This is a genomic window from Streptomyces sp. AC627_RSS907 (assembly GCF_019049165.1).
Map to the genome: position 1 here is coordinate 1 of NZ_JAGMUE010000288.1, position 26,956 is coordinate 26,956.

A 26,956-nucleotide genomic window follows, 5' to 3' on the forward strand; every position below is an offset into this window, starting at 1 on the left:
TGGGACGGCCGGACGGAGTGCCGGCCGGCGGGGCGGGGGCGGGGCGGGTGGAGGACATGGACCGTTCGACTTCCGGGTCGGAGGAGTGGGGGCTGCGGGAGGTGGGCGTCACACCTGTGCCATGCCTCCGTCCGCGAAGAGTTCGACGCCGGTGACGAAGCCGGCTGCGTCACCGGCCAGGAAGACGGCGGCCTTCCCGATCTCACGCGGGTCGGCGATGCGCCCTGTGGGGTTGCCTTCGCCCATGGCCCTGATGAGCGGGGCCACCGCGTCGGCCCCTTGGGCCTGCTCCGCGGCTCGTCGCAGGCTCGGAGTGTCCACGGCCCCGGGGCTCAGGACGTTGATGCGGATGCCGGAGCCCTTGATGTCCTGGATCCAGGCACGGACGAGACAACGGACGGCCGCCTTGGACCCGCCGTAGAGACTCATCCCCGCGGGCGGTCGTACGGAAGCGGTCGAGCCGATGACGACGATGGATCCGCCGTCCCGCAGGAGTGGCAGCGCGGGCTGGACGGTGAAGAGCACGCCCTTGACGTTGACGTCGAAGGTGCGCTCGAACTGGTCCTCGGTGATGTGTCCCAGGGGAGCGTGCGCGCCGATCCCCGCGTTCGCGACTACGACGTCCAGGCGGCCGTAGTCCGACTCGACCTCCCGGTACACGCTGTCCATGGCCGCGAGGTCGGTCACGTCGGCGACGATGCCGGTACAGGAGCCGCCGACCTGTCCGACCGCCCGGTCCAGGTCGGACCGGTCGAGATCGGTGATGACGACCTGGGCGCCGTGGGCGGCGAACTCCTGGGCGATGCCGAGGCCCACCCCGGAAGCGCCACCGGTGACGACAGCGACCTTGCCCCTTAATGTCATGTCCATGATTACTCCTGCGTCGTGGTGTGCCGGGACGGGCCGGCTGGTGCTGTGGTGTGAAGGTGAGGGCTCCTCGTGCGCGGCGTCTCGCGGAGAGGCGCGGCGGGTCGTGTGATCGCCGCTCCAGGGTGCGGGCGAAGCCGTACGGCAGGGGAGGCCGATGCTCTAGAGTGGAAGCGGAGGAGCCGCCGTTTAATAAGTGGAGGGCTCTCCACTTCGAGACACTCTAAGTGGAGGCTTCCCCGCTTGGCAAGCCGCGGCCGTTCCGGGATCGACGGGAGTCCGCTCATGACGAAGGAAAAAGGACGCCTCCTGCGGGCGGACGCTCAGCGCAACAGGGACAAGATCCTTGCCGCGGCGGTACGGGTGTTCGCCGAGGAGGGTCTCGACGCGCGTATGGAGCGCATCGCCAGGGAAGCCGGGGTCGGCTCGGGCACCCTCTACCGCAACTTCCCCACCAGAGAGGTCCTCATCGAGGCCGCCTACCGCAACGAACTCGCCAAGCTCTGCGACGCCGCCCCCGACCTCCTGGCCACCCTCCCGCCCCGTGAAGCGTTGCGCGCGTGGATGGGCCGCTTCATCGACTACGCCACCGCGAAGCTGGGCATGGCCGATGCCCTGCGCGCCCTGGTCGCGGCAGGGGTCAACCCCTACGCGCAGAGCCACGAGATGATCCTCACGGCGCTCACCTCACTGCTCGACGCCGGCACCCGAGCCGGCGTCGTCCGCAAGGACATCGGCGCGACCGACATGTTCGCCGCCCTCACCGGCATCGCCCTGGCCTCGGGCAGGCCCGAGCAACGGGAGCAGGCCGAACGCCTCCTCGATCTCACTCTCGACGGCCTCGGCGCAGGCACCTGAGCGATCGACGGCACCACCCCTGGCCTCGCAGGACACCGGGCTTCGTTACGCTTGCCGTGATCACGGGTTCTCCGACGTGACGCACTGAGTGAGGCGGCGGTCTTCGCCGGGCATGAGAGGCATGTGATGGGAGCGCCGCCGCGCGACAGGATCGCCGACCGGATCGATGCGGCGAGAGATCGGTTGTTCGTCGGCAGGGAAGCCGAACTGGGTCTGCTGCGCGAGGCCCTCGCGGGAGGGCCCGACGCCCCTTCCGTGCTGTACGTGCACGGCCCCGGAGGCATCGGCAAGTCGTCGCTCGTCCGGCAGTACGCCAAGGAGGCCGCCGCCGCCGGCCGAGCGGTCGTCCACGTCGACGGACGCGTGGCGCTGGCCGCTCCCCAGGCGTTCGAGAAGGCCGCCGAGACGGCCGCGCGTACCGCGCGGGCGCTGCTGCTGATCGACACCTTCGAGTACTGCCAGAGCCTGGAGACCTGGCTGCGCGACGAGTTCCTGCCGGGTCTGCCCGCCGACGTCCTGGTCGTCGTGGCAGGCCGGCACGCGCCCGACGTGAGGTGGTCGGCGGACCCGGGGTGGGCGGGCGTGCTCAAGGTGGTCGCCCTCGACGACCTCAGCCCGGACGAGGCGGAGACCTTCCTGGAAAGACGCGGGATCGACCCCGCCCGGCGCGGTGCGCTGCTCGCGTTCGCCGCCGGTCATCCACTCGCCCTGGTGCTGGCCGCCCACGCGTCCGCCGAGCTCGACCTGCCCTCCTCTCAGCAGTGGGAGCCCTCCCCCGAGGTCGTGGCGCCGCTGCTGCGCGACATCCTGGGCGAGTTGCCCGGCCACAGGCACCGGCTCGCACTCGAGGTCTGCGCGCAGGCGCACGTGACCTCCGAGGCACTGCTGCGCGCCATGGTCGGTGACGACGCGCCGGAACTGTTCGCGTGGATGCGTGGGCAACCCTTCATCGACCACTGCGCGGAGGGTGTCCATCCGCACGATGTCGTCCGGGAGGCGCTCGCGGCCGACCTCAGGTGGCGCGACCCCGAGCGGTTCGACCAGCTCTACCGGCGCCTGCACCGCCATCTGCTGGAGCAGGTCGGCTCAGCCTCGCCCGGCAGGCTGCTCCAGGACGTGGGCTCCCTGCAGTTTCTCTACCGGGGCGCCGGACACATGGCACAGAGCCATGCGTGGTACACCCCGGGACTGGTGGAGGACCATCCGTACGTGCCCTCGGACGAGACGGACGTCCTCGCGCTCGCCGAGCGGGGCGAGGGCCCGGACGCGGTCGGTCCGGTCCGCTACTGGCTCGCGAACCGGCCGCAGGACTTCCGGGTGCAGCGGCTGCGCGGTGCCTCAGCCGCCGTGGCGTTCTCGGCCTGGTTGCGTCCGGACCCCTTCCAGGGACGCGAGCACGATCCGGTCGCCGAGGCGGCGTGGCAGCACGTGAGCGCGCACGGCGCTCTGGCCGCCGGGGAGCACATCGTCCTCGGCCGCTTCCACGTGTACCCGCGCCAGTACCAGCGGCCCTCACCGGTGATGGACCTGATGCTCTGGCGCATGCTGGGGGAGCTCCTACGGGACTCCGACCTGGCCTGGTCGTTCATCGTGCTGCGTGACGACGGGTTCTGGGACGCCCACATGACCTTCTGCGACATGGCGCCCCTGAACCGGCCCGTCATGATCGGCGGACACCCCTACCGGCTCTTCGCCCACGACTGGCGCGAGGTGTCGCCCAGGGACTGGCTGACCGAGAAGCAGCGGACGCTCCTGACCGGCACGGACGACGAGTCCGACGCCACCGCCACAGTCCGGTCCCCGGCACCTGCGCCGTCATCGCCGGAGTTGACCCGGCCGGAGTTCGCCGCCGCGGTCCGCTCGGCCCTGCGCGACCTGCGGCGGCCGCGGGCGCTGGCAGCGAACCCGCTCAGCCGCAGCCGGCTCGTCGCCGACCACGGCATGTCCCTGCGGGACGTGCTGTCCCACGCCATCGCAGGCCTCGTCACCGGACGCGGCGGCGACAAGGCGCACCAGGTCGCCACCCTCGCCTTCCTGGAAGGGGCACCGACCCAGGAGGCGGCGGCGCGGCGGCTGAACATGCCGTACAGCACCTACCGCCGGCACCTGACGACCGCGACCTCGCGCATCGAGGAGAGGCTGTGGCAGCACGAGCAGACGGGTCTGCCGCTGCTCCCGCCCTGATACGACGCGACACGGTCACGGACGGCTGTCGGCCTCCGGCCGCAGCACCACCTTGCCCATGGTGGCCCGGGTCTCCAGCGCCAGGTGCGCCTCAGCGGCGCGGGAGAGCGGGAAGGACTGCACGACGGGACGGAAGCGGCTCCGGGCCGCCCAGTCGAGGGCGGTCTCCTCCAGTCGGCGGATGCCACCGGGCAGTGCGAAGAGGGAGGGTCCCACCACCAGTTGTGACGTGATGCCGTACTTCTCCAGCTCCGCCTCGGTGAACGTGGTGAAGTGTCCCTCGTCGGACGCCCAGCCGTAGTACAGGTGCCTTCCCCCCGGGCCCAGCGACTCCGCGGCGCCCCGGCCGAGACGGCCGCCCACCCCGTCGAGGACCACGGTGGACGGTCCGCCCAGGAGGGCCTCGCCGAGGCGTCGTTCCCAGTCGGCCCGGGTGTAGTCCACGGCACCGTCGGCGCCCTGCTCGAGCACCGCCTCGGTCTTGTGCCGGCCGCCGGCCAGGCCGACCACCTTGGCACCCGCCTGCCGCGCCGCCTGGACGAGCAGGGTCCCCATCCCGCCGGCCGCGGCGGTCACCACCACCACGTCCCCGGCCGACAGCGCCGCTTGCTCGAGGACGCCGACGGCGGTGCGACCCGTTCCGATCATGGCGACGGCGGTGGCGTCGTCCACGCCGTCCGGAACGCGGTGCAGGGTGTCGGCGGAGGCGACGGCGTGCGTCGCGTAGCCGCCGTTGCGTTCATGGCCGAGGTAGGCCACCACCCGGGCGCCGAGCCAGCCCGCGTCGACCCCGGCACCGACGGCGTCCACGATGCCCGCGGCCTCCCGGCCCGGTGTCATCGGGAGACGGGGCAGGGCCATCCCCATCTCTCTCCCCGCGCGGAGCACGGTGTCCATGAGGTGCACGCCGGCCGCCGTCACGGCGAGACGGACCTCGCCCGGTCCCGGCGAGGGAGTCCCGACCTCTTGGTACACCAGCGTCTCCGGGGAACCGAAGACGTGCTGCCTCACTGCGTACATGATGTTCCCTTTCCGATGTCCTGCCTGGTCCGCGGGTATGTCAGTGGTCCCGCCCGGTCAGCAGGGACAGGACCTCCTCGGCCGGGTTCATCGCCGCGATGTGTGCTGCCGCGCCCTGGGCGGCGGTCCGGTAGGAGGGCTGTTCCAGCACCCATGCGACGGCGGTACCGGCCTCGTCCGCGGCGCCGATGACCTCCGCGGCGCCGAGGGCGGCGGTCCGTTCGGCGTTCAAAGGCTTGTCCAGCCCCAAGGGCCAGATCACCATCGGCAGTCCCGCGCCGAGCACCGACAGCACCGTGCCGGCGCCACCGGAGGAGACGACCACGTCCACGCCCTGGAGCAGAAGGCCCATCGGTACGAAACCGGTCACCTGGACGCCGTCGCCCTCCACCGGCAGCGTCTCCCCCTCGGCCGACGGCGGCAGCGCGACCACCACGTTGACGTCCTCGCCGGCGAGCGACGCGACGATCTTCAGGAGGGCCTCGGAGTCGTCGATGACGGTGCCCAGGGTCACCAGGACCCGGGGGAGGTGCTCACGGCCGGGGAACGACGGCCGGCGCCACTGCGGGGCCGCCTCGGACTCGTGGGCCTCGGGCCGGATGGTGACACGGTCCGCCGACGGCTCCCAGTCGTCGCGCTGGAGACAGGCGGGCCAGGGGTCCACCGAAGCGGAGGGCAGGGTCAGGGAGATGCCCCGCTCCGCGGCGCGTGTCACGGCCGTCGACCGCATCGCCTCGGCCAGGGGGGCCTCCAGCGCGATGCCCACACCGTGGGACACCCACTCCACTCCCAGCTCGGAGGCGGCCAGCGGGCCGAGGAAGTCCGCCGTCTCGGCGATCACCAGGTCGGGGGCGAACGCGCGGGCCGCTGCCAGCGCCTCGTCGGCGCCCAGGTCGACCCGGGTACCGCCGAAGAACTCGCCGGCGGTCGCCGGGGACATGTCGGTGGTGGCGTCCCTCCCGGTCCGCCGCTGGAACTCCATCAGGGTCGCCTCCAGCGTGGCCCCCGCCGGGAGGACGGGAGCGGGCGCCACCACGGAGTCCAGGGACGGGTGCGTGAGGAACGCGGTCGTGTGGCCGGCCCGGCGGGCGGCCCTCTCCAGGGGAAGCAGCGGCAGCAGGTGGCCGTAGGCCGGGGTACCGGAGAACAGAATGCGCATGGAACACCTTCGACAGAGCGGTCGTCGGGCCGACGAGAAACGTGCCACGGCGAACGGCGTGGCAGTGCCCGCGAAGGTCCGGCCGTCACGGACCGGGGCCGGAGCCGGACCTCGCCCTCCCATCCTGGGGGGCCGTGACGGCCGCGAGCCCTGCTGCGGGCCGCTCGGAGATGCTCACTTCCGCCCAGGCCCGCCACCGGGCCGGGTTCACACGAGGGCCGCGAACTGCCGTGACTGCAGGACCAGCTCGCCGGCCGAGTCCCAGACCTCCGCGTCCTCGATGACGTGGTCGTCCCTCAGCGCCTTGGTGCTGGTGCGTACCTGGAGCCAGCCGGGAGCGGGGTAACCGCGGATGTGGGCCGTGAGCTGGACGGTCGGGAGCCACCCGACACGGCCGAAGGCGAAGGAGATCGGCGGCAGCGCGTGCACGGCGACCAGGAGCGCCAAGGGGTCCGGCTCACGCCCGTCGGCCAGTCGGAACCAGCCGTCGAAGTGTCCGGTGCGCGAGGGAGCACCGAAGGCCCAGCCGGCGCACTCGGGCGCCAGCCGTATGTCCATCCCGGCGAGGTGGCCGCGGTGTTCCGCCCTCCCGCCAGGGGTGTCGTCGCGGCTGACGCAGGCCGAGGGCGGGGTGATGACGGGCGGCAGCGGGGTGTCGGCGGCCGCCTGGGAGGCGAGGGCTCCGTGCGACACGAGGGCGCGCATCCGCTCGATCTCACGGTCGTCCTCCGTCCGCTGGGTCAGCGAGACCTGGCTCGTGGTGAAGCGGCTGCCGCGCTGGATGACGTCGGTGCGTACGCGGACCGGACCCGGGCGGGAGGCGGTGAGGAAGGAGGCACTGACGGAGCTGGGGAAGAAGCGCTCCGCGCGCACGGCCGTGGCCGCCGCCGTCGCGCGGGCGGCGACGGCCAGCAGGATTCCCCCGTCGATGCCCTCGGCCGTGCCCCAGACCGGTGGCAGATGACTGTCGAATGTCCCCGGCGTGTCCGCCCGTCTGACGACGGATGTGGCCGTCAGGAAATCGGTGCTGTTGGCGCTCTCCATCTGTTGCACCTCGGGATGGTATGAGCCCGGCTGCACACACATACCGAGGTGAACACCGAATGATCATCGTGTGGGCAGAGTCCGGCGGTTCCGGCGGGGCGCCGCCTTGCCCAGGGGGCGGAGGTGTGCAGAGCCCCCTTGGCCGTGACGAGTGAGCAGGGGTGAGCGGAAGTTGGCACAGGTGTGAGCGTCACCTGGCATGGACGTCGCAAACAGAAAAAGGCGGGCACTTCACCTCGCGCCCGCCTTCCGGTATGCCTTCGGTGACCGAGGTCCGGCACCCTCGGACGCTGCTGCTCCGGGCGGCACGCGGAGGGTCCGGGACCCGCTCCATCTGCCCAAACGTGGTCCGGGCCCCGGCGGCCGGCACCTCCGGCGGTTACCGTCGGTCATCGAAAGGTTTCGCGTCCGTCCGTCCCGTCAGCGGTCCCGTCCCCAGCCCGGAGCGGAACCGCGGACGGAAAGGGCGCGGCCCTTCCTCCTATAAAGTGATCGATCTGTACGACGCTCATGCGGTCCTGTGTGCGGCGAGGCACCGCGCGTGCGGGCCGAGTACGGACGTTCAGCGTGACGGTGTCACCGAAGCCGGTCAGTCACGTCGCGTGACACAAGTCGTGTGCTGCCTGGCTGACGGTGCGTCATGGGGGAGGGGCGGCGTGGGATCGACCGTGCTCCACGAGCGCACACAGACACCGAGCCGCACGGGGCGGGCAGCCCAGCGCGGTGCACAGTGAGGAAGGACAGGAACGGAATGGCGACGGAAGACTCCGCCTCCCGCTCCGCCGGCGAGACCTCTCGCCCGCATGCTCCGGTCCGGCGCGGCCGGTTCGCCGACAAGCTCGCCACGGCGAGAATGCACAACTTCGTCGGCCGTGAGGAGGAAGTCGAACTCTTCCGCCGGGCTCTGCGGGGAGAGCCGTCCGCGCCGTCGGTCATCGTCCTGCACGGACCGGGCGGCATCGGCAAGAGCGCGCTGCTCCAGCGCTACGCGGTCGAGGCCCGCGGCGCGGGCCGGCCCGTCGTGTCCGTCGACACCCGCACGATCTACCCCTCCCCGACCGCCTTCGAGCAGGCGGCGGCCGGTGCTCTGTTCCAGGACGACTGCGTCCTGCTGGTGGACAGTTTCGAGCGCTGCCAGGACATGGAGGAGTGGGTGCGCAACCGTTTCCTTCCCCGGCTGCCCACCGGCGTCCTGGTGGTCCTCGCCGGCCGGCTGCCCCCCGACCCCCTGTGGCGCGCCGACCTCGGCTGGCGCGACCTGATGAGGGTCGTCCCGCTCCCCGAGCTGGACGCGGACCAGGCGGCGGCACTCCTGGCGGGACAGGGCGCCGACCCGACCGCGCACGGGGAACTGCTCAGCTTCGCGGGGGGCAATCCGCTGGCTCTGCGGCTGGCCGCCGAGGTCGCCGCTCACGGCACCACGGACGGCACGGAGTGGGCACCGTCCCGCACGGTCATCGAACAACTGCTGTCCCACCTCGTCGGCGAGCTGCCCTCTCCCGCCCACCGCCGCGCCCTAGAGGTCTGCGGCCACGCGCTGGACACGACCGAGGACCTGCTGCGGGTGGTGCTCCCGGACGAGGACGCCACCCAGTTGTTCGCGTGGCTGCGGCAGCTGCCCTTCGTCCGCTCGGGCCGGTTCGGGGTGTACCCGCACGACGTCATCCGTGACTCGCTGGACAGCGACTTCCGCTGGCGGGACCCGGACCGGTACATGGCGATGCACCGGGCGATCCGCCGTCACCTCGTCGAGCGCATCCGCAACGCGCCCGAGCGAGAGGCCCTGAGGGCCACCGGCGCCTACAACTACATCATCTCCAGGGCCCCGTGGATCCGGAAGTTCCACGGCAGCCGTGACGAGGGGGGTGCCTACGAGGACACGGCGCGTCCCGAGGACGCCGCCGAGCTGGTCCGCATGGCGCGCGAGACCGAGGGCGAGCAGAGCGCGGCCGCGGTCGAGTACTGGCTGGCCAGGCAGCCCGAGTCCTTCAAGGTGCACCGCCGCTACAGCTCCAACGAACTGCTGGGCTTCATGGCGTGGCTGCGCGTCGAGTGGCCCGACGAGGACGTGCGGCGGGCCGATCCCGTCGTCGCGGACGCGTGGGACGCCGTCAGCGACATGGCCCCTCCGCGCCCCGGGGAGCACATCGGTGTCGCCCGGTTCATGGTGCACCGGCACACTCCGCACCGCCCGTCCCGGGCCTGGGACCTGGTCCACATGCGCATCATCTTCGAACTCCTGCGAGCGAGGCACTGCGCGTGGTCCTGTGTGGTGATGGCGGATCCCGGCTTCTGGGAGCCGCTGATGACCTACATGGACATGTTCCAGCCGCTGGGCCGGTCCGGACGGACCCCGGGACTGTTCTGCCATGACTGGCGTTCCGTGCGGGTCGACGAGTGGGCCGAGGGCATCGACGTCCGTCTGCTGAGCGGACCTCCGGACAAACCCGCGGAGGAGCCCAGGGGCGTCAGTGTGGCTGTGACGCGCGAGGAGGCCGACGCGGCCGTCCGTGAGGCGTTGCGGAACTGGCTCGACCCCGACGCGCTCGCCGTCAGTCCGCTGCTGAAGTTCCGGATCATCGAGGCCGATGACGGGCCCGAGGCGGTGGCGGCCCTGCAGGAGGTCCTGAACAAGGCCGTCCAGCGGCTGGAGGCCAACCCCCGCACCCGGCACCTGCACTCCGTGCTGACGATGACCTTCCAGTCGTCGCTGACCCAGGAGGCCGTGGCCCGCCGGCTCAACATGGCGTTCAGCACGTACCGCCGCTACCTGACGCGAGCCGTCGACGAAGTGCGGGAACGGGTGTGGCTGTGGGAGACACAGGGACACCTGCCCGACTGACCAGCGGACGCCGGCCGGGTGCGCGGACCACTGCGCACCCGGCCGGCAGAGGCCCCCTCCCGGACGCCGTCACCCGGCGCCGTCGCCGCGGGGTGTCACCAGGCCGCAGTCGTAAGCGAGCACCACGGCCTGCACCCGGTCGCGCAGCCCGTACTTGTCCAGGATGTGCGCGACGTGGGTTTTCACCGTCGTCTCGCCGATCCCCAGTTCCCGCCCGATCTCGGCGTTCGACAGCCCCCGGGCCAGCGTGCGCAGGACGTCGAGTTCCCGTGCCGTGAGGGCGTCCAGACGCGGGGGTGGTGAGGGAGCGGTCCGCGACGGCATACCGGCGAAGCGGTCCAGCAGCCGCCGGGTGACACGGGGAGCGAGTACGGCGTCCCCGGTCGCCACCATGCGGATCGCCTCGACCAGGGAGTCCGCCGGCCCGTCCTTCACCAGGAAGCCGCTCGCCCCGGATCTCAGCGCGTCCACGACGTGCGCGTCCAGGTCGAAGGTGGTGAGGATGATGACGCGGCTGGACGGGTTGTCGCGGACGATCAGCTCGGTGGCTTCCACGCCGTCCATGGTGGGCATCCGGATGTCCATGAGGACGACGTCGGGGGAGACACGTTCGGTCTCCGTGACGGCCTCCCGGCCGTCGGACGCCTCCGCCACGACCTCGATGTCGCCCTCGGCCTCCAGGATGAGCCGGAAGCCCGTCCGGATCATGGGCTGGTCGTCGGCCAGCAGTACTCTGATCGGCCGCATGGGTCTGAGTTCCCCCGTCAGGGTGTCGTCGGTCGGATCATGACAGGTCGAGCACGGCGTGCACACAGTAGCCGCCCCCGGGCCGTGGCCCCGTGTGCAGGGTGCCGCCCACCGCGGCGATCCGCTCACGCATGCCCACCAGGCCGTGGCCGGCGCCGGGCGCGACCGCCGCGGCGTCCCGTGGTGCGGGCGCGGGGCCGGCCGGGCCGTCGTCGCAGATCCGGATGGTGAGCCGCTCCGGCCGGTCCTCCCAGACGAGGTGGACCCGGACACGGGTCGGACCGGCATGCTTGAGGGTGTTGGTCAGCGCTTCCTGAACGACGCGGTAGGCCGTCAGGTGCGTACCGGCGGGCAGGCCGATCGGTGTGCCCGACACGGCGAAGGCGACGTCCAGGCCGGTGGCCCGTACCGAGTCGACCAACGAGGGCACGGCGTCGACGGTCGGCTGCGGCGGCTCCTTGGAGGGATCGCGTCCCTCCTCCTCTTCCTCGTCGGTACGCAGCACGTCCAGCAGCCGGCGCAGCTCCGTCACGGTGTCCCGGCCGGTCTGTTCCACCGCGGCGTGCAGTTCGTGGGCCTTCTCCGGGGTGCGGTCCTGCACGCGGTCGGCCGCGATGGTCTGCACGACCATGAGGCTCACGTTGTGCGCGACGATGTCGTGCAGCTCGCGGGCGATGCGCGCCCGCTCGTGCATCACCGCCGCGCGTGCGTTGGCGGCCTGCTCGCGCTCCAGCGCGGCGGCGCGTTCGAGGGCTTCGTCGCGGATCGCCGTGCGGGCTCTTGCGAGGCGGCCGAAGGCCCAGGCCGCCAGCAGGAGCACGACCACGGTGGCACACGCGGCCAGCCTGTGCCCCGCCGGCGCGAGCAGCGCCTCGGTCAGTGCGTAGAGGGGCACGAACACACCGGCGACGACGGTCGTGAGCCAGGGTCCCCGGCGTACCGCCGTGAGGAACACGGACGCGGCGACGGCCAGGTAGGTGGGACCGATCGAGGTGCCCTGCGGCCCGGCCACCTGCGGTACGTAGGAGAGCCCCTGCAACGTGGCCGCCGCCGAGGCCGTGATCAGCAGACTGACCAGGGGGGCGCGGCGGTGCACAGCGAGCGGCGCCGCGGTCAGCAGGACGAGGACGAGCCACCGGGTGTCGGGTGCGTGCAGCACCTGGTCGTCCGCCGGGATGATGCGGGGAAGCGCCAGGCAGCCGCCGATCGTCAGGAGGGCCAGCCCCGCGTCGGTCACCGCGGGTGGTATGCCGTGCCCGGTCACGGACCTGATCGCTCTCATGGTGCAACAGTAGGGCGGCTTCGGGGCCGGGCCGCCGTACGTGGGGTGGAGCCGGCCCGCCGCCTCTCGTTCCTGCTGCCTCCTCCTCAGGAGGGAGACAGCAGGAACCGCGCGGGTACGGACCCGCGCCGCCGGCTCAGCCGGCCGTGGGGTCCGGGGCGGGACCGTCGACGGCGAAGCGCTGCCGCAGGGCGGCCAGACCACTGGCGTAGAGCCCCTCGACGAGTGCCTGGGCGCCGGCGGCGTCCGTCGCGTCCTCCTCCGACTCCGCCGACCACTCGACGAACGCCTCGTCCGTGTCCACCACAGGCAGCACCCGCAGCGTCGAGACGCTGCGGCGGACCGGGAAGGGATGCTCCACCAGCGCGTAGGTGAAGGTGCGCCGCGCGTCGTCGAGGGCGGTCAGGCGCTCCAGGACCTCGGTGTCGCCACCGGCGAACCGCAGCCGTCGCAGCGCCCCGACCGAGGCCGGGCCGCCTTCCTCCAGGACGCTCGAAGCGATCGCCGGATGCCAGAGCGGCAGGCCGTCGAAGGGACGGACGACCTGCCAGACGGCGTCGGCGGGGGCGGGAACGACAGTGCTGACATACGTGCGGGCCATGAACGTACTCCGATGTGGTGGGTGGGTCGCTGCGTGCGGGGCGTGCGGGCGGTCAGACGCCCGCGGTGGCGAGGAGGTCCCGGGTCACCGCTGCGAGGCGCCGGCGGTACTCGGGCGAGAGGGCGTCCGGCTCCGAGGGGGCCGACCGGTCGAAACTGTGGAAGTACTCACCGGTCACCCCGGCCAGTCCGGGGTCGTCCACGAGGCGGCGGGTGGCCGCGACGCCCTTCTCCAGGGGTTCGTCGGCCGGGATGCCGGAGTTCTTCGTCATGGTCGTTGCCATGAAGGTGGCGGGGTGGACGGCGTTGACCGTGATGCCGGTCCCCTCCAGCCGGCGGGAGAGGTCCACCGAGTGACTGATGAGGGCCAGCTTGGAACGGCAGTAGGCGTCCGCCTGGCTGAAGCCGCGCTCATGCTGCGGGTCGTCGAAGTCGAAGAGCTGCTGGCCGACCGAGGCGACGTTGACGATCCGGGCGGCGGCTGCCTTCCGCAGCAGGGGCAGCAGCTCCTGGGTGAGCAGGACCGGGGCGAGGTAGTTCACCGCGAGGCGCAGCTCGTGTCCGTCGGCCGAGACCTCCCTGTCGGCACTGCCGGGCCGGAAACCCACCCCCGCGTTGTTCACGAGGACATCCAGGTGGTCGTACCGGGCGGTGATGTCGGCCGCGAGACGCCGCGTGGCCGAGAGGGAGGCCAGGTCGGCGGAGAAGACCTCGCCCCCGGTGACCCCGGCCACCTCGGCGAGCCGCGCCGTGTCCCGTCCGTGGAGCAGTAGGTGGTGTCCGTCCCGGGCGAGGTCCTCGGCCAGCGCTCGGCCGAGTCCGTCGGATGCTCCGGTGATCAGGATGGTGGCCATGGCAAGGCCTCTCTGCGCGGTGGGTGGGGTGATGTCGCCCTGTCGCCGGTCAGGCGCGATTCGACGGGTGTCAGTCTAGCTCAACACCTGTCGACTATGTCGACAGGTGTTGGCCGGGGCGTCGAGCTCTCCCCTCCGCCACGCCCGTGCCCCTGGTGAGGGGGACGACTACCATGGGCTGGCCGCAGGCCGGGTGCGACCGCCGCCGTCGCCTCGCATCAGGCGAGAGCCGCAGGAGTGGAAGGGACACGCACAGTGGGACGACGCCCGCAGACCGCGGCACAACAGCCGCCCCAGGGGGCCGCCCGTAGCTGGGCCCGGCCCGCCCCCCGTGGCGACGTACGGCTGGAGGCGCTGCTCAGCGCCGCCGAGGCACTGCTCGCCGAGAAGCCCTTCACGGAGGTGTCCGTCGGCGAGGTCGCCGCCAGGGCGGGCATCTCGCGGCCCACCTTCTACTTCTACTTCGACACCAAGCACTCGCTCCTGGCCGCCCTGCTGGAGCGTGTCATGCACGACAAGCTGGAGATCGCCCTGCGCGGCTTCGGTACCACCGAGACCGACCCGGACCCCCAGCGCACGTTCGAACAGAACTACGCGGAGATCCTGGCGCTGTGGCGCGAGCACTCCGCCGTGGTCGTCGCCGCGTCGGACGCGATGGCGTCCGACGCGGAGCTGCGGGAGGTGTACACCGGGCTGCTCGGACGCTTCATCGAGCCGGCCACCGCGTGGATCGAGCAGGAGCGTGCCACCGGCCGCGCCCCCGCGGGAACCGACGCGGCGACGCTGGCCACGACCCTGGTCTGGATGAGCGAGCGCAACCTCTACGCCGCCCTCCTCGGCATGGAGCCGAAGGTGTCCGACGCGGAGCGGGTGGCCGCGCTCGCGGACGTGTGGATCCGCAGTGTCTTCGGCACGGGACCCCGGACCGCCGCCTGACGGCAGGGCGGCGGCGCGGCCGGGTGAGGCCGGTGCCGGCGTCCCCGGCCGGACGTCCCTCCGTTGCAGCGACCGGCCAGGTCGAGTGCCGCGGTGAGTGCCACCGCCAGGCCGAGGACGAGGGCCGGCATCGCCGTGCCGATCGTGTCCCCGGCCCGCCGGTGGAAGGCGAGCGCCCCGGCCGTCAGCCGGGCGATGCCGACCGCCGCACCGGTCGTCAGCGGCGGGTACCGCATGCCGGGCGCCGGCCCGGCCCCGCCGGCGACCTCCAGCACGCCGATGCCCTGCCGGCCCCCGGCCGGAAAGCCCGAGCCGCCCCGCGTCCGCCCGCATCACCGCGGCTCCCACGACGCTCGCCGTGCCCGCCCCCACGTACACCGCGCACGGCAGAAGTGCCATGACCGTCGTGACGAGACGCATCGTTCAGCCTGTCCTCTCGTGGAGTCCGGACGCCGGCCGCGGTCCGCGCGTCCGCCCCTCATCGTGGTTGCCGTACGGCGCCGGCCTCGCCCAGCGGCCGGGGTGTGCGGAAAAGGAGACCGGGCGGGGACCGGGAGCTGCTCACTTACTGGTCGGATGCGGCTCGTTCGCCGGTCATGGCGCCCGACCGCCGCGCGGGGTGCGTACGTTGTCGGTGTCCGCCAGATCCCCGTCGGCCGCGTCCGGTCGTGAAGCGGCGCCGGTTCTCCGGCCGGGGAGCTGAGCCGGCCGCCGACACACCGCACGACACGAAGGATGCAGCATGGCAACCACGCGTTCCGCCCACACCGTGTGGGACGGGAACCTCACCGAAGGCACCGGAGTCGTCGCCTTGGACTCCTCCGGCACCGGCCGGCAGCCGGTGACATGGCCCTCGCGCGCGGAGGAGGCGCGCGGCAGGACGAGCCCCGAGGAGCTGCTCGCGGCCGCCCATTCGAGCTGCTTCTCGATGGCGCTCGCGCACGCCCTGACCGAGGCGGGCACCCCGCCCACCCAGCTCGTCACCTCGGCCGACGTCACCTTCCAGCCGGGTGAGGGCATCACGGGCGTGCACCTCACGGTGGAGGGCACCGTCGCCGGTGTCGACGACGACGTCTTCGTCGCCGCCGCGGAGGACGCCAAGGTCAACTGTCCCGTCAGCCAGGCCCTGTCGGGCACGTCCATCTCCCTGTCGGCCAAGCTCGTCTGAGCCGGTCGGGTCCTTCGGCGACGCCGCGCCCCCTGACGTGGGACGCGGCGTTCCGCCCGTTCGGGCCCGGTCAGATCAGGCCCTCGCGCCACGCGTAGGCCACGGCGTGCGTACGGTTGCGCAGGCCGAGTCTGCCGAGGAGACCGCCGACGCCCTTCTCGACGGTCAGGGCAGAGCAGCCGAGGGTCCTCGCCATCTCCTCGGTGTCGCATCCGTCCGCCAGCAGGCGGAGCGCGGCGATCTCCCACGGGGACGGCGGGTCCGTCCGGGCGGTGGTGGCACCGGAACGGGACCGGCTCAGCTCGGCGGTCCGCCGCAACAACCGTCCCTGGAGGTCGGGCGGCAGGGCGCCGTCGCCTCGGAAGGCCGTCAGAGCGGCCTCGTACAGGCGCTCGGAGGAGGCTTCCCCGGACCACAGGATGACCCGCACCCGGGCGGCGAGGGCTTCCAGCAGATCCGGGTCGCTCAGGTGACGCACCACCAGGACCGAGCGGGCGTCCGCTCTCCTGCCGTGTCCGTGTAGTCGCACCGCGGTGGTGCCGTCCCAGGTGTCGGCGACGAAGACGGCCACCGTGCCGGGGGTGGCGGACGCCTGGTCGACCAGACGCACGGCCGGATGCCGTTCGAGCTGACGTGTGATCGCGGCGCGGGACACGGGATCGGTCCCGAGGACGGCTACGGGCAGACGGCCATGGGCCGCGGCCGGGCGGAGGAGGCGGACGGAACTGCGCAAGGCTGAGGTCTCCAAACGGGGCCGGAACGGTTCGTGTGGACGGCACTGCTCTCCAGGACTCGGGGCGTGCTCGCGGCCCCTGCTCGCCGGGGCAGCCGGCCCGAGCGCTCGTGAGGTCGAGTGGCCAGTGTCGGCCGGAGTGACCGGCGGTCGCCACGCCAGCCTGTGTCCAGAAGGTGCTCAGCCCTGCTCTCGCCCACCCGGGGCCGGGGAGGTCCGCGCGTGCGACGCCGTGACGGACGACCGGCTCGCGTCGGCACGGATCAGCCTCTGACCAGGATGCGGCGCAGCCAGTCGAGCCGGGTGGCGCGGGCCTGCCGGGACAGGGCGGCGGCGGGGGCGAGGAAGTCGAAACCGTGGAAGGCGCCGGCCCACACGTGCAGTTCGGCGTCACCGCCGGCCGCCCAGACACGCTGGGCACAGGTGACGACCTCGTCGCGGAGCACGTCGAGAGCGCCGACCTCCAGATAGGTCGGCGGGAGGCCGGAAAGGTCCTCGGCGCGCGCGGGGGCGGCGTAAGGGGGAACGCCGGCGGCGCCGCGCAGGCCGCCGAGGACGTGGGCCCAGGCGTCTTCGTTCGTCCTCGGAGCCCCGACGCCAGGAGGGGCGGGCCGGGCAGCCGTTGCCGTGCCGGTCCGGTCGTCGGGCATCGGCGAGAGCAGCATCTGCCCCAGCGGCCGCAGACCGAGGCGGTCGCGCAGCCGCAGGGCCAGACCCCCGGCCAGTGCGCCCGCGCCCCCGAAACCGAGCAGGACGACGCGGTCGGCGTCGACAGCGAGGTCGTGGGCGCAGGTGCTCAGCCAGGTCACGGCCGTCAGGCAGTCCTCGGACGCGACCGGGAAGAGGTGCTCCGGCACGGACCGGTGATCGACGGCGACGACCGCGGCGTTCAGCTCCCTGGCCACCCGCAGGTAGTAGGCGAGATGTGGACGTGCGGGTCCCGCGTCCATGCCGCCCCCGTGGGGGAGGAGGAGTACCGGCAGTCGGCCGGTGGCTTCCGCGGGCCGGCACACCAGCACCGGCACGTCGGGTGCGGGACCCCGCACGGACGCCCGGCGCTCCTCGATGAGGAAGGCACTGTCGCGCCGGAGGTCGTCGAGGAGGGGCGTGCCGCGCAGAGGGCCGGGATCGGCCAGGGAGGCGAGTTCGGGGTCGACGGGAGGTGTCGGGCCGGGCATGGGCGGGCCTTTCGGAGGTCAGGGGGGCGGGTGAGGGGAGCGGGGACACGCGTCCCGTGGCCCTCACGTCCGCGCCGTGGGCGGTGCGGTGTGCGGAGACTTCACTGCGGCTCGGTGTCCCGGCCGGACCGGCTGGGCCGTGCGGCGAGGACCGGACCCCAGCCGAGTTTCCCCATCCGGGTGTCGCGGCCGTTGCCTGTCGAGAGCACGGCCCCGCTGCCCGCCGCTCCGCCGGACAGGTCGACGCACAGGTCCGGTACCGCGGCGATCAGGGCGTGGCCGGAGCGCCGGAACCGCCGGCCCGCGGAACCGTCGCACGGCGCGGTGGTGACAGGGGTACCGTCGCCCACCGCCCGGGCGGGTACCCGGGCGCACAGGTCGCCCGAGCGAAGCGTGCCGCCGGTCAGGGACCACCGCTGCGCGGACGTGCCGTCACAGGCGGCGACCGTCAGCGCGGAGGTCCGGGTCAGGGTCGGGCACCCGCGCGCAGCGGTCGAGAGCAGCGGGGCGCCGTCGGCCGTGCGGGCGGGCATCACTGCCGCGGCCCCTTCCGCGCCCGACGTGAGACGCACGCCGACGCCGACGGCGCACACCACCAGGCCGGCCACGCAGGCCGCCGCGACTCGCCCGGGTCGCCCGGTGCGCGGTCCTCCGGCGGCCGCGCCGGGCGGCGGGGTGCGCGGCTCCCCGTCCGGTGCCGGTGGCCGCGTCGGCACGGTCCCCGCGTCAGCGGCGGCAGCCCGGACCAGGGCGGCCCGTGCCAGGGAAGCCCTCGACGCGTCCACCCTTGCCGGATCCGGACGCCCGGAGCCCGGACCGAGCCGTCCCTCGGGCCGTTGTCGTCCGGACGCGTTCGCCGGCTGCTGTACAGGCCTGACGGGCAGTCGTGGTGGCGGCATCTCTTCCGGTTCTTCGCGGGGCCAGGGCCCGTGGCGTGATGGCGGTGTGTCCTCGGTGGTGCACCCTGCACCCTGCACCCGGCTTCCGGCTTCCGGCTTCCGGCTTCCGGCTTCCGGCCGCCGGGCACACACCGTCCGCATGGGGCGGGCTCGCCCGGACGCGGGTGACCGTGCTCAAGCACCGTCGTGGCCGTCGGAGAGACCCAGCAGGAGGGTGCGCCCCCGCTGCGTCGAGCAGTTGACGTACAGGCCGGCGCGGCTGAGCCGTTCGTCGAGGCGGGCTATCCTCGCCTGCAGCGCCCGCCTGCTCATCGGCCTGTCCACGGGACCCAGCAGGAGCCTCAGCTCGTGACAGCACCAGGGCCGCGCCGCGAGGCACAGCATGTCCAGGAGCAGCGCCTGGGAGGACTGCCGCGGTCGCAGCGGGTGGCCGCCCGGGGCGTACACCGGGGCCCCGCGACCGGGCCTCCGCGAGTCGAGCCAGCGTCGTTCGGCGGCGATCCGGCCGGCCAGTTCCCTCGAGGGCGCGGTGCGGGACATCACGTTGGCGGCACCGGCCAGCAGGAGAGGGGCGGGGTCCGACCCCTCGGGGGTGAGGACGACGACCGCCGAGAGGTTGCTGAGTGCGCGCACGCGCTGGGCCAGCGTCTCGTCCCACCGGCCGTCCGGGACGTCGAGGACGGTGAGAGACCCCTGCCGGGCGTGCAGCAGGGTGCTGTACGCCCGTTCCGCGCCCCAGCCGTGGATCAGCGTCGGGAACACATGCTGACTGCGGAGGGTGCGGAGCAGGGCGGCCGTTCGCTCGCGGTGCAGCGAGAGGACGACGTCGACAGGGTAGGTGATGGTGTCGTCGGCCTCGTCGAAAGGTCGGAGGGACGAGGCGGGCGACAGTTCGGCAAGGGGCATGTCGATGCCTTCTGGCAGGAAAGTCGAGTGCGTGTGTGGATAGGTGGACATGCTGCGCGGCACTCGTCCCCGTGTGAAGTCACGGCCATGCTCAATAACTGCTCGGCGATGTCCAGCGGCGGGAGGCGGCGGACCGGGTTGCCGGCGCCTCACCGCGCTGCTTCCACAGAGCGGACCGGGGCGTCCGCCAGCCCCGGCGCAGCGCGGAGGTCCGCAGGGCGAAGGCGAGTACGGCGGCACACACGGCACCGGTCACGCCCAACCGGCCGGCCGCGTGGAGAGCGGCGGTACCGCCCGCGCCGACGACGGCCGGGAGGACGTAGAGGTCCTGGTCCCACCGGAGGACCGGGGGTATCTCCCCGGCGAGGACGCCGCACGCGAGACCGCCGCCCACGGCAGTCGTGACGCCCAGGGCGGCGGCCGGGAGCGGTGCGAAGCCGTGGTCCAGTGCCTTGACCGTGCCGGTCACACTGAACAGGCCCAACGCGCCGGCGTCGCAGACGGTGGAGACGGAGACCAGGCGCCGGGTGGGCCGCAGGAAGAAGACGAGGACCGCGGCCACCGGCGGCACCAGGCAGTACCCGATGTCGGTGAACGCCACCGGGGGCAGACGCAGCACCAGGTCCCGGAAGAGACCACCGCCCGTGCCCGCGGCCTCGGCGAGCAGAAGCGTCCCGAAGAAGTCGAAGTCCTTGCGGACGGCGAGGAGGGCACCGCAGAAGGCGAAGGCGAAGATACCGGCCAGGTCCAGGGGGTACAGGACGGCGCTGAAAAGGGAGTTCATCGTCGAGGGGCTCGGTTCGGCTGGTTCGGTCTGGTGTCGTACGCGGGCGGTCGCGGGCCGCCGCCCGGCTCAGCGCAGTCCGGTCGGCCGGTTGAGCGCGGCCTGCACCAGCCGGTCCACCAGCGCGGGGTAGGAGATCCCGCTGGCCTGCCACATCTGCGGGTACATCGAGATGGGCGTGAAGCCCGGCATCGTGTTGATCTCGTTGATCACGAACTCGCCCTCCTCGGTGAGGAAGAAGTCCGCGCGGACCAGCCCCTCGCAGGAGGCCGCGTCGAACGCCTCGACCGCGAGCCGCTGGACCTCGGCGGTCTCCTCGGGGGTGAGCGGGGCGGGCACGACGCCGGGCGTGGAGTCGATGTACTTGGCCTCGAAGTCGTAGTACGCGTGCGCCGAGGGCGGCGGGATCTCGGCGGGGACGGAGGCCCGGGGACCGTCCTCGAACTCCAGCACCCCGCACTCGATCTCGCGCCCGCGCAGGGCCGCCTCCACCAGGATCTTCGGGTCGTGGCGGCGGGCCTCCTCGATCGCGTCGTCGAGTCCGGCGAGGCCGTCGACCTTGGTGATGCCGATCGAGGAGCCCGCGCGGGCGGGCTTCACGAACAGCGGCCAGCCGTGCTCGCCGGCGAAGTCGACGATCTTCTCGCGGGCGGCGGAGGCGTCCCGCTCCCACTCGCGGGGCCGTATCACCACGTAGGGGCCGACCTTGAGCCCGAAGGAGGTGAACAGCCGCTTCATGTAGTCCTTGTCCTGGCCGACGGCCGAGGCGAGGACGCCCGAGCCGACGTACGGCACGCCGGACAGTTCGAGCAGGCCCTGCAGGGTGCCGTCCTCGCCGTACGGGCCGTGCAGGACGGGGAAGACGACGTCGACCTCGCCGAGGGCCTTGGGCACCGAGCCCGGTTCGCTGTAGAGGACCTCGCGGTTGGCGGGGTCGACGGAGAGCACCACGGCGCCCTCGACCGGGTCGGCGAGCTGCTCCACCGTGGGCGTGCGCCGCTCGGTGATCGCCATGCGTTCGGGTTCGTCGGCGGTGAGGGTCCAGCGGCCGTCCGTCGTGATGCCGATCGGCAGGACCTCGTACTTGGTCCGGTCGATGGCGGCGAGGACGGCGCCGGCGGTGACCACGGAGACCCCGTGTTCGCTGCTGCGCCCGCCGAACACGACGGCAACCCGCGGCTTGCGCGACGGCCGGGGGAGTGAGGAGGTGAGCTCGGCCATGGCGTGCTTCTTTCGTTGTGGAGGAGCGGATGAGGGAGGTGGAGGGGCGGAGCACGGTCCCGGACGGGACGGTCCGCGTCACAGGGCCATGTCGCGGGTGACGCCCCGGGTCATCAGGGCCGACTTCAACGCCCTCACCGCGTGGTAGGAGCGTGACTTGACCGTTCCGCTGGGAATACCCAGCTCCGCCGCCACGGTCCGGGTGCTCAGGTCGAGGAGATAGACCCGCTGCAATATCTGCCGGTGGTTCTCGCTCAGATCCCTCATCGCCTCGCGGACGATGATCTCGGCCAGCACGGAGCGGGTGGGGTCGGTCGCTTCCTCGTCGTCGGTCTCGATGTCGGTCACGGCTTCGCAACGGCTTCCGTGCGACCGGAACTCGTCTATGGCCAGGTTCTTGATGACAGTCTTCAGCCAGGGCCTGACGCGCAGTTCCCTGTCCGGCTTGTTCCGCAGCTGGAGCCAGGCCCGCAGCATCGCCTCCTGCAACAGGTCCTCGGCGCGGTGCCAGTCGCCACCGAGTTTGTGGTGGGCGAACCGCCGTAGGTCCGCGGCGTGCTGCTGATATATCTCGGCCAGGGCCTCGGACGGTTCGACATCGAATGACACATCAATTCGGGACTGAACACCTGATGGCAACTCTCTGGCCTCCTCTTGCACCCCGAAACTCCGCATGGAGATGACCGGAAGCTTCATGTCATCCCGGAATTCACTGGTTCGCCAGGCGGTGATGACGTCGGACGGGAGGTCAGTCGTCGTCGATATCGAGAACTGTGTGCCTCACGGAACGCGATATTACTGAGGGTGGCTTGCGCACACCGACGAATGAGCACTGTTTGGTCATCATGTGAGCACTACCGCGCCCCGCCTCCCCCTCGGCCCGCCAGGGGAGGCGGGGCGCGGTGGCCGACGGCGTCAGCCGTTCAACGAGGCCCGGGAGACGGGGAAGTCGAAGTAGGTCGCGGGGAACGGCTCGGCGGCCAGCGTGAAGTGCCACCACTCTTCGGCGAGGTTGACGAACCCGACGGACTCCAGCGCGGTCCTCAGCCGCAGCCGGTTGGTCGACTGCGGTTCGCCGACGCGGGGGTCGAGCGTGTGGGACAGGGTGTCGAAGCAGTCGAAGCCGGTTCCCATGTCGATGGAGTTGTCGGGGAATCTCTGCTCGGCGGGTGCGTAGCAGGGGACGAGCTTCTCACCGGGCACGTAGGGGCGGGTGGTCGCGGCCGGCAGTTCCACCAGCGTGAGGTCCACCGTGCTGCCCCGGCTGTGCCCGGACTTCGCCGCTATGTACCCGTCGGTGAAGAGGTCCGACTTCTCGACCCGCGGGTAGAACTCGTCCTTCATCAGCTCGTCGTCCAGGTCCTCGGCCCACCTGACGAACTGGTCGACGGCGCGCTGCGGCCGGTAGCAGTCGTACACCTTGAGGCTGTATCCCTGCGTGAGGAACTTCTGCTGGGCCCGCGCCAGGGCCCGCGCCGCCGCGGAGGTGAGGACGCACAGTGGCTCGTCGTAGCCGGCTGTCTTGCTGCCGATGAAATTGTGGGCGGTGTGGTACCGCATATCCTGCAGGATGGACGGTGCCACGTCCTTCAGGGCGACGAATTCGGCCGGAGCTTTTTCCTCCGTCGCGGCCCGAGCCGCACCGGGTGCGCTCACCGCCGCCACGAGAAAAGTCGAGAAAATGGCGAACAGGGTCGTGAGGCGCCGACAGGCGTTGTTTTCGGAGATCACGACGAGTCACTGAACCGTATCCGGCAGGGGAAGGCAATATCAGTCCGTGCTCGGTTTCCTCGGGTGGCCGCCTTTTCCCAACCCGGCGAAGGGAGCCAGGGAGAGGAAGATGACGAGCAGGCCGAAGAGCTCAGTCGACCGGACGAGGCCGTAGTGGCCGACGAGTATCCCGGTGGCCAGTACCGGCACGCACATCGCCAAGTAGGTGATGGTGTACACGGCGGCCATCAGCCCGGCCCGCTCGGCGGCGTGTGCCCTGGCCGTCACCAGCCGTACCCCGCCCAGGAAGGCGGGGCCGAAGCCCAGGCCGGCGATCGCCGTACCCGCGTACAGGGCGGCACCGGAGTCGGCGTGTACGGCGGCAAGGGTGACGGCCACCCCGGCGCTCAGGAGCAGCGAGCCTCCCAGGGCCGTCCGTTCCGGCGTCACCCGCCGGGTGAGCAGGACGGCCGGCACGGCGCAGGCGGTGAGCAGGGACACGATCAATCCGTTGCTCACCGACGATCCGGTGACCCGCTGGATCAGGTCGGGTCCCAGGGACAGGTGGAAACCGCCCAGCGCCCAGACGGCGACGAAGACCGGTGCGGTGAGCAGGAGGGCACGCCGGCTGGAGCGGGGTGCCCGAACCCGGGGGCGCAGCGAACGCAGGGCACCGGGCCTGCGGAACCCCGGTTCCGGGACGAAGAGGAGCCCGATCGCCTGGGCCGTCATCGCGGCGAGCAGGACCCCGTACACACTCTGGCTCCGGGCGGGGAAGAGATCCAGCAGCAGGCTGGTGCCGAGGGTTCCCGACGCCATGCCGACGAGCGGAGCGACGCTGACGAAGAGGGCGCCCCCTCGCTTCGTCACATCCAGCAGAGCGGCTCCCAGTGAACTGGTCGCGGCACCGGTCGCCAACCCCTGCAAGGTCCGGGCGAGAACCAGGGACGGCATGCCGTCCGCGCGCAGGAAGAGCAGCATGGACAGCGCTTCGAGAGCGAGGGCGCCCCAGATCACCGGACGCCGGCCGACGTGGTCGGAGAGCGCGCCGACCGTCAGCAGGGACACCAGGACGCTCAGGCAGTACACGCCGTAGACCAGGGTGATGGCGCCGGATGTCAGGTGCCATCGCGTCTGGTACTCCTGGTACAGCGGAGTGGGGGCGCTGGACGCCGCGAGGAACGTGACGAGGACGACGGACAAGAAGACCGCCGCACCGCGGCCCCGCGTGCGGTGTCCGGGGGGCCGATCCGGTCCCGTCGGTGTGCGCGCCGTCTTCTCGTTCAACTGCTGGAGCATCGTGTTCCTCCTTGCGGAGAGGCAGGCATCCGGAAAGCCGGAAGAGGAGAAGTCCCGGGTGCGGACCGGGGGAGTACGAACGCACCCGGGACGAGCAGCGCCTGCCGGTGACGCGGGTGCCGTGGACGAGGCACTCACCGACGACCGCGGAGGCGTACACGGTGGGAACGGACGTCACCGGAAGCCGGTTCAATCCACGGTGGGGCCGGCCGGCCAGGCCGAGGGGGTGCGAACCGGTACGGGACCGGAGCGCACCCCCTCGGCCACCGGGTCAGGAGTGCGTGTACGGCACGTCGGGGAAGTCCAGCCGGGCTTGCCCGAGCTGCCTCTCGTACTCGTCCGTCCAGCCGAAGGCGGTCTCGGCCTGCTTCCGCAGGTCGACGCCGGCGGCCCCGCTCCAGAAGTGGATGAACTCGCCCATGTTCATGTCGCGGACGTAGGAGCCGTTGTGCTGGGTGAACTGCTCGGCCGTCAGCCGGAAGAACGCGTCGAGTGCCTCGCCCTTGCCGTGGTCGCGCCAGATGGGCAGGAACCAGTCACGGAACCAGGCGGTGTTGGCGCGCGGGAAGTTGTCGGTCTTGACGATGGCCTTGTCGTACCAGCTCTCGGCGTCGGCGGTCAGTCCGGCTCCGAGGTAGGCGTCGTACTGGTAGATCTCCGCCCACTTGCTGTCACCCCAAAGGCCGAAGGCGGGCGATCCCTTGACGCCGTAGGCCGAGAACTCGACGATGTGCGCGATCTCGTGCGAGGTGACGTTCCGCGCCTGGGAGTCGGTCTCCTTCCAGTCGCCGAGGCCTATGTCGATCACGTTGCGGTAGTCGTGGGACGCGTCGAAGACGGTCGCGGGGTGACCGCCGCCGTACTTTCCCTTGTGGAAGACGGCGGCGAGCTGCGGGTTGCTGAAGCTGCCGTAGTTCTGCTTGGTGTACTTCCAGAGCTTGGTGACGTAGTCGTTCAGCCAGGTCTGCGATCGGTCCATGTCGTTGTCGAAGTAGATCGCGACGTCCTCGTTCTCGTGCACCTTGGTGAGGAGCTGGACGTGCTCCAGCCAGTGCTCCTGCCAGGTGGCCGGCATCCCGCTCGGCGGCGTGGTCACCTTCACCGGCGTGGTGTAGGCGGACCGGCCACCGGCGTTCTCCGCCCGCAGACGGTAGTAGTAGGTGGTGCCGCCGGTCAGGCCGAGGTCGGTGTACGCGGTGGTGCCGTTCGGTACGACCCGGGACCAGTCCCAGTCGGTGCCGTTGAGGGAGCGTTCCAGGCGGAAGGACTGTTCGAGGCGGGAGTTGTCCGACCAGCCGAGGACGGCCTGGTCGCCGGAGACGGCCTTCACGGAGAGGCCGCTCGGCGCCTCGGGGGCGTCGGCCTGCGAGTAGGGGTTGCCGGTACCCAGCAGTTCCCACTCCGCCAACTGCGTCTGCCCCGCACCGTTGTTGGCGGTCACGTCGAGGCGGAAGTAGCGGAACGACCGGTCGGTGTCGAGCGAGTACGACCTCTTCTGGTACCGGCCGGTGAAGGACTGACCGCTGCGGGTGTCGAGGTCGGTCCAGGTGGAGCCGTCGACCGAGCCCCGCAGCGTCCAGTTCTTCGGGTCCCGGTCGGGGCTGTCGTTGGCGGAGGTGACGGTGTACCCCGTGAGCCTGGAGGCGCCGGCCGGCTGGTACTGGAGCCACGTGGTGGCGTGACTCGTCAGGTACTTGCTGTAAGGGCTGTTGTCCGCGGCCTTCTCCCTTCCCTCCGCCCCGCCGGTGGTGTACTGGTCCGTGACCGTGCCGGCCAGATCGGTGATGTCGAACATCCCCACCGCCACGTCGGCGGTGTTGGAGTAGTCCGACAGCCCGTTGCCCGCGCCCACCGCGCGGACCCGGTAGGAGTACGAGGTGTCGGATCTCAGCGCGGCATCGGTGTAGGAACGCACGTCCGCACCGGCGGTGGCCAGCGGCTCGAAGGGGCCGCCCGCGACGGAGCGTTCGATCTGGAAGCCGGACTCCGCGTAACCGGTGTCGTAACTTGAGTTGTCCGCCCAGTCCAGCCGGGCACCGTCACCTTCCAGTGTGGCGGTCAGCTTGGAGGGAGCCGCGGGCACGCCGTTGCCGCCCGCCCACAGCTCCCACTCCGCGAGCTGGGAGTCCGACGAACCGTTGGTCTTGCTCACCACCAGCCGGTAGTGGGTGTAGGCCGTGCCGGGCGCGACGCCGAAGCCCCGGGTCTGGTTGCGCGCGGAGAACGTCTGATCGCTGCGGGTGTCGATGACGGTCCAGGCGGAACCGTCGAGTGACCCCTGCAGCGTCCAGTCCCTCGGGTCGCGGTCGGGGGCGTCGTTGGCGGAGGTGACGGTGTAGCGGTCGATCGTCGCCGCGGTGGTCGACTGGTACTGCACCCACATCGCCGAGCGGATGGTGAAGTACTTGGTCCTGACGTCGTTGTCGATCAGCTTCGACTCCGACTCCGCGCCGGTTTCCGCGTACTGAGCGGTGATCTTGCCGCCGTTGCCGGTGATGTCCGTGCCCGGGTCCGGCGCGGTGGTCACCGTCGCGGTTCCCTCGTCGGCGTGGACGGGCGTGGTGGCGGTGAGGAGGGTGGCGCCGACCGCCCCGGTGAGGAGTGCGGCCGTCCAGGGTCTGACGGGGGTGTACCGGCTGCCGGAGCCGGCGGGGGAGAAGCGCAC

At 71.8% G+C, this 26,956-nt stretch carries 23 protein-coding genes and 1 pseudogene; 5 read left to right on the forward strand and 19 right to left on the reverse strand.

Annotation, left to right across the window (positions count from 1 at the left end):
- Positions 1-108: 108 nt before the first annotated feature.
- Entirely contained in the window at positions 109-870 is a 762-nt protein-coding gene (locus tag KUM32_RS33795) for an SDR family NAD(P)-dependent oxidoreductase (RefSeq protein WP_217145739.1), read from the reverse strand.
- Between the two features lie 282 nt (positions 871-1,152).
- Between KUM32_RS33795 and KUM32_RS33800 the strand changes: the two genes are divergently transcribed.
- Both KUM32_RS33800 and KUM32_RS33805 read left to right on the forward strand, forming a co-directional pair.
- Positions 1,153-1,725, forward strand: coding sequence for a TetR/AcrR family transcriptional regulator (locus KUM32_RS33800; RefSeq protein ID WP_217145740.1), 573 nt, complete (start codon positions 1,153-1,155; stop codon positions 1,723-1,725).
- Between the two features lie 126 nt (positions 1,726-1,851).
- Positions 1,852-3,909, forward strand: a complete 2,058-nt coding sequence (locus KUM32_RS33805) for an AAA family ATPase (protein WP_217145741.1) — start codon at positions 1,852-1,854, stop codon at positions 3,907-3,909.
- Between the two features lie 15 nt (positions 3,910-3,924).
- Here KUM32_RS33805 and KUM32_RS33810 read toward each other — a convergent pair whose 3' ends face one another.
- The 3 genes from KUM32_RS33810 to KUM32_RS33820 all read right to left on the reverse strand — a co-directional run bounded on the left by KUM32_RS33810 (position 3,925) and on the right by KUM32_RS33820 (position 7,132).
- Positions 3,925-4,929, reverse strand: coding sequence for a zinc-binding dehydrogenase (locus KUM32_RS33810; RefSeq protein ID WP_217145742.1), 1,005 nt, complete (start codon positions 4,927-4,929; stop codon positions 3,925-3,927).
- A 40-nt stretch (positions 4,930-4,969) separates the two neighbouring features.
- A complete protein-coding gene (locus KUM32_RS33815; RefSeq protein ID WP_217145743.1) occupies positions 4,970-6,088 on the reverse strand; it encodes a glycosyltransferase in 1,119 nt (372 codons plus the stop codon).
- Between the two features lie 207 nt (positions 6,089-6,295).
- Positions 6,296-7,132: a thioesterase family protein gene (locus tag KUM32_RS33820; protein ID WP_254406526.1), complete on the reverse strand. Its 837-nt coding sequence runs from the start codon at positions 7,130-7,132 to the stop codon at positions 6,296-6,298.
- Between the two features lie 751 nt (positions 7,133-7,883).
- On the opposite strand from KUM32_RS33820, the gene KUM32_RS33825 reads away from it, so the two are divergent.
- The gene (locus KUM32_RS33825; protein WP_217145745.1) at positions 7,884-9,974 is read left to right on the forward strand and encodes an AAA family ATPase; all 2,091 of its coding nucleotides are present in this window, start codon (positions 7,884-7,886) and stop codon (positions 9,972-9,974) included.
- Between the two features lie 69 nt (positions 9,975-10,043).
- Here KUM32_RS33825 and KUM32_RS33830 read toward each other — a convergent pair whose 3' ends face one another.
- From KUM32_RS33830 to KUM32_RS33845, 4 genes are all read right to left on the reverse strand, one after another.
- Positions 10,044-10,721, reverse strand: coding sequence for a response regulator transcription factor (locus KUM32_RS33830; protein ID WP_217145746.1), 678 nt, complete (start codon positions 10,719-10,721; stop codon positions 10,044-10,046).
- 37 nt (positions 10,722-10,758) lie between these two features.
- Positions 10,759-12,003, reverse strand: coding sequence for a sensor histidine kinase (locus tag KUM32_RS33835; protein WP_217145747.1), 1,245 nt, complete (start codon positions 12,001-12,003; stop codon positions 10,759-10,761).
- A 136-nt stretch (positions 12,004-12,139) separates the two neighbouring features.
- The gene (locus tag KUM32_RS33840; protein WP_217145748.1) at positions 12,140-12,604 is read right to left on the reverse strand and encodes an SRPBCC family protein; all 465 of its coding nucleotides are present in this window, start codon (positions 12,602-12,604) and stop codon (positions 12,140-12,142) included.
- Positions 12,605-12,656: 52 nt separating this feature from the next.
- Positions 12,657-13,457 (reverse strand): SDR family NAD(P)-dependent oxidoreductase, encoded by an 801-nt coding sequence (locus KUM32_RS33845; protein WP_217145749.1) that lies wholly within the window; start codon positions 13,455-13,457, stop codon positions 12,657-12,659.
- 255 nt (positions 13,458-13,712) lie between these two features.
- Between KUM32_RS33845 and KUM32_RS33850 the strand changes: the two genes are divergently transcribed.
- Entirely contained in the window at positions 13,713-14,393 is a 681-nt protein-coding gene (locus tag KUM32_RS33850; protein WP_217145750.1) for a TetR/AcrR family transcriptional regulator, read from the forward strand.
- Here KUM32_RS33850 and KUM32_RS45480 read toward each other — a convergent pair.
- Positions 14,279-14,689, reverse strand: a pseudogene (locus tag KUM32_RS45480) (DoxX family protein); the annotation flags it as partial. The gene KUM32_RS33850 and the pseudogene KUM32_RS45480 overlap by 115 nt on opposite strands.
- A 446-nt stretch (positions 14,690-15,135) precedes the next feature.
- Between KUM32_RS45480 and KUM32_RS33860 the strand changes: the two are divergent.
- Positions 15,136-15,561, forward strand: coding sequence for an OsmC family peroxiredoxin (locus tag KUM32_RS33860; protein ID WP_217145752.1), 426 nt, complete (start codon positions 15,136-15,138; stop codon positions 15,559-15,561).
- Positions 15,562-15,631: 70 nt separating this feature from the next.
- On the opposite strand, the gene KUM32_RS45085 is transcribed toward KUM32_RS33860, so the two are convergent.
- The 10 genes from KUM32_RS45085 to KUM32_RS45090 form a co-directional block, all read right to left on the reverse strand.
- On the reverse strand, positions 15,632-16,216 hold the full coding sequence (locus tag KUM32_RS45085; RefSeq protein ID WP_217145753.1) for a LuxR C-terminal-related transcriptional regulator: 585 nt from the start codon (positions 16,214-16,216) through the stop codon (positions 15,632-15,634).
- Between the two features lie 341 nt (positions 16,217-16,557).
- Positions 16,558-17,472 (reverse strand): alpha/beta hydrolase, encoded by a 915-nt coding sequence (locus KUM32_RS33870; RefSeq protein ID WP_217145754.1) that lies wholly within the window; start codon positions 17,470-17,472, stop codon positions 16,558-16,560.
- A 101-nt stretch (positions 17,473-17,573) separates the two neighbouring features.
- The gene (locus KUM32_RS33875) at positions 17,574-18,005 is read right to left on the reverse strand and encodes an RICIN domain-containing protein (RefSeq protein ID WP_217145755.1); all 432 of its coding nucleotides are present in this window, start codon (positions 18,003-18,005) and stop codon (positions 17,574-17,576) included.
- Positions 18,006-18,545: 540 nt separating this feature from the next.
- On the reverse strand, positions 18,546-19,277 hold the full coding sequence (locus KUM32_RS33880; protein WP_217145756.1) for a hypothetical protein: 732 nt from the start codon (positions 19,275-19,277) through the stop codon (positions 18,546-18,548).
- Between the two features lie 91 nt (positions 19,278-19,368).
- Positions 19,369-20,061, reverse strand: coding sequence for a trimeric intracellular cation channel family protein (locus tag KUM32_RS33885; protein ID WP_217145757.1), 693 nt, complete (start codon positions 20,059-20,061; stop codon positions 19,369-19,371).
- A 69-nt stretch (positions 20,062-20,130) separates the two neighbouring features.
- The gene (locus tag KUM32_RS33890) at positions 20,131-21,282 is read right to left on the reverse strand and encodes a D-alanine--D-alanine ligase family protein (protein ID WP_217145758.1); all 1,152 of its coding nucleotides are present in this window, start codon (positions 21,280-21,282) and stop codon (positions 20,131-20,133) included.
- A gap of 78 nt (positions 21,283-21,360) precedes the next feature.
- Entirely contained in the window at positions 21,361-21,891 is a 531-nt protein-coding gene (locus KUM32_RS33895; RefSeq protein WP_217145759.1) for a sigma-70 family RNA polymerase sigma factor, read from the reverse strand.
- 306 nt (positions 21,892-22,197) lie between these two features.
- Positions 22,198-22,974, reverse strand: coding sequence for a M15 family metallopeptidase (locus KUM32_RS33900; protein ID WP_254406530.1), 777 nt, complete (start codon positions 22,972-22,974; stop codon positions 22,198-22,200).
- 78 nt (positions 22,975-23,052) lie between these two features.
- Positions 23,053-24,291 (reverse strand): MFS transporter, encoded by a 1,239-nt coding sequence (locus KUM32_RS33905; protein ID WP_217145760.1) that lies wholly within the window; start codon positions 24,289-24,291, stop codon positions 23,053-23,055.
- Between the two features lie 271 nt (positions 24,292-24,562).
- A complete protein-coding gene (locus KUM32_RS45090; protein WP_217145761.1) occupies positions 24,563-26,956 on the reverse strand; it encodes a discoidin domain-containing protein in 2,394 nt (797 codons plus the stop codon).

Excerpts from the sequence above, each read along its gene's own strand:
- KUM32_RS33835 (WP_217145747.1), bottom strand. The coding sequence starts at position 12,003 with ATGAGAGCGATCAGGTCCGTGACCGGGCACGGCATACCACCCGCGGTG.
- KUM32_RS33820 (WP_254406526.1), bottom strand. The coding sequence starts at position 7,132 with ATGGAGAGCGCCAACAGCACCGATTTCCTGACGGCCACATCCGTCGTC.
- KUM32_RS33805 (WP_217145741.1), top strand. The coding sequence starts at position 1,852 with ATGGGAGCGCCGCCGCGCGACAGGATCGCCGACCGGATCGATGCGGCG.
- KUM32_RS33800 (WP_217145740.1), top strand. The coding sequence starts at position 1,153 with ATGACGAAGGAAAAAGGACGCCTCCTGCGGGCGGACGCTCAGCGCAAC.
- KUM32_RS33875 (WP_217145755.1), bottom strand. The coding sequence starts at position 18,005 with ATGCCCGCCCGCACGGCCGACGGCGCCCCGCTGCTCTCGACCGCTGCG.
- KUM32_RS33815 (WP_217145743.1), bottom strand. The coding sequence starts at position 6,088 with ATGCGCATTCTGTTCTCCGGTACCCCGGCCTACGGCCACCTGCTGCCG.
- KUM32_RS33840 (WP_217145748.1), bottom strand. The coding sequence starts at position 12,604 with ATGGCCCGCACGTATGTCAGCACTGTCGTTCCCGCCCCCGCCGACGCC.
- KUM32_RS33830 (WP_217145746.1), bottom strand. The coding sequence starts at position 10,721 with ATGCGGCCGATCAGAGTACTGCTGGCCGACGACCAGCCCATGATCCGG.
- KUM32_RS33905 (WP_217145760.1), bottom strand. The coding sequence starts at position 24,291 with ATGCTCCAGCAGTTGAACGAGAAGACGGCGCGCACACCGACGGGACCG.
- KUM32_RS33795 (WP_217145739.1), bottom strand. The coding sequence starts at position 870 with ATGGACATGACATTAAGGGGCAAGGTCGCTGTCGTCACCGGTGGCGCT.
- KUM32_RS33825 (WP_217145745.1), top strand. The coding sequence starts at position 7,884 with ATGGCGACGGAAGACTCCGCCTCCCGCTCCGCCGGCGAGACCTCTCGC.
- KUM32_RS33845 (WP_217145749.1), bottom strand. The coding sequence starts at position 13,457 with ATGGCCACCATCCTGATCACCGGAGCATCCGACGGACTCGGCCGAGCG.
- KUM32_RS33880 (WP_217145756.1), bottom strand. The coding sequence starts at position 19,277 with ATGCCCCTTGCCGAACTGTCGCCCGCCTCGTCCCTCCGACCTTTCGAC.
- KUM32_RS33860 (WP_217145752.1), top strand. The coding sequence starts at position 15,136 with ATGGCAACCACGCGTTCCGCCCACACCGTGTGGGACGGGAACCTCACC.
- KUM32_RS33870 (WP_217145754.1), bottom strand. The coding sequence starts at position 17,472 with ATGCCCGGCCCGACACCTCCCGTCGACCCCGAACTCGCCTCCCTGGCC.
- KUM32_RS33810 (WP_217145742.1), bottom strand. The coding sequence starts at position 4,929 with ATGTACGCAGTGAGGCAGCACGTCTTCGGTTCCCCGGAGACGCTGGTG.
- KUM32_RS33885 (WP_217145757.1), bottom strand. The coding sequence starts at position 20,061 with ATGAACTCCCTTTTCAGCGCCGTCCTGTACCCCCTGGACCTGGCCGGT.
- KUM32_RS33890 (WP_217145758.1), bottom strand. The coding sequence starts at position 21,282 with ATGGCCGAGCTCACCTCCTCACTCCCCCGGCCGTCGCGCAAGCCGCGG.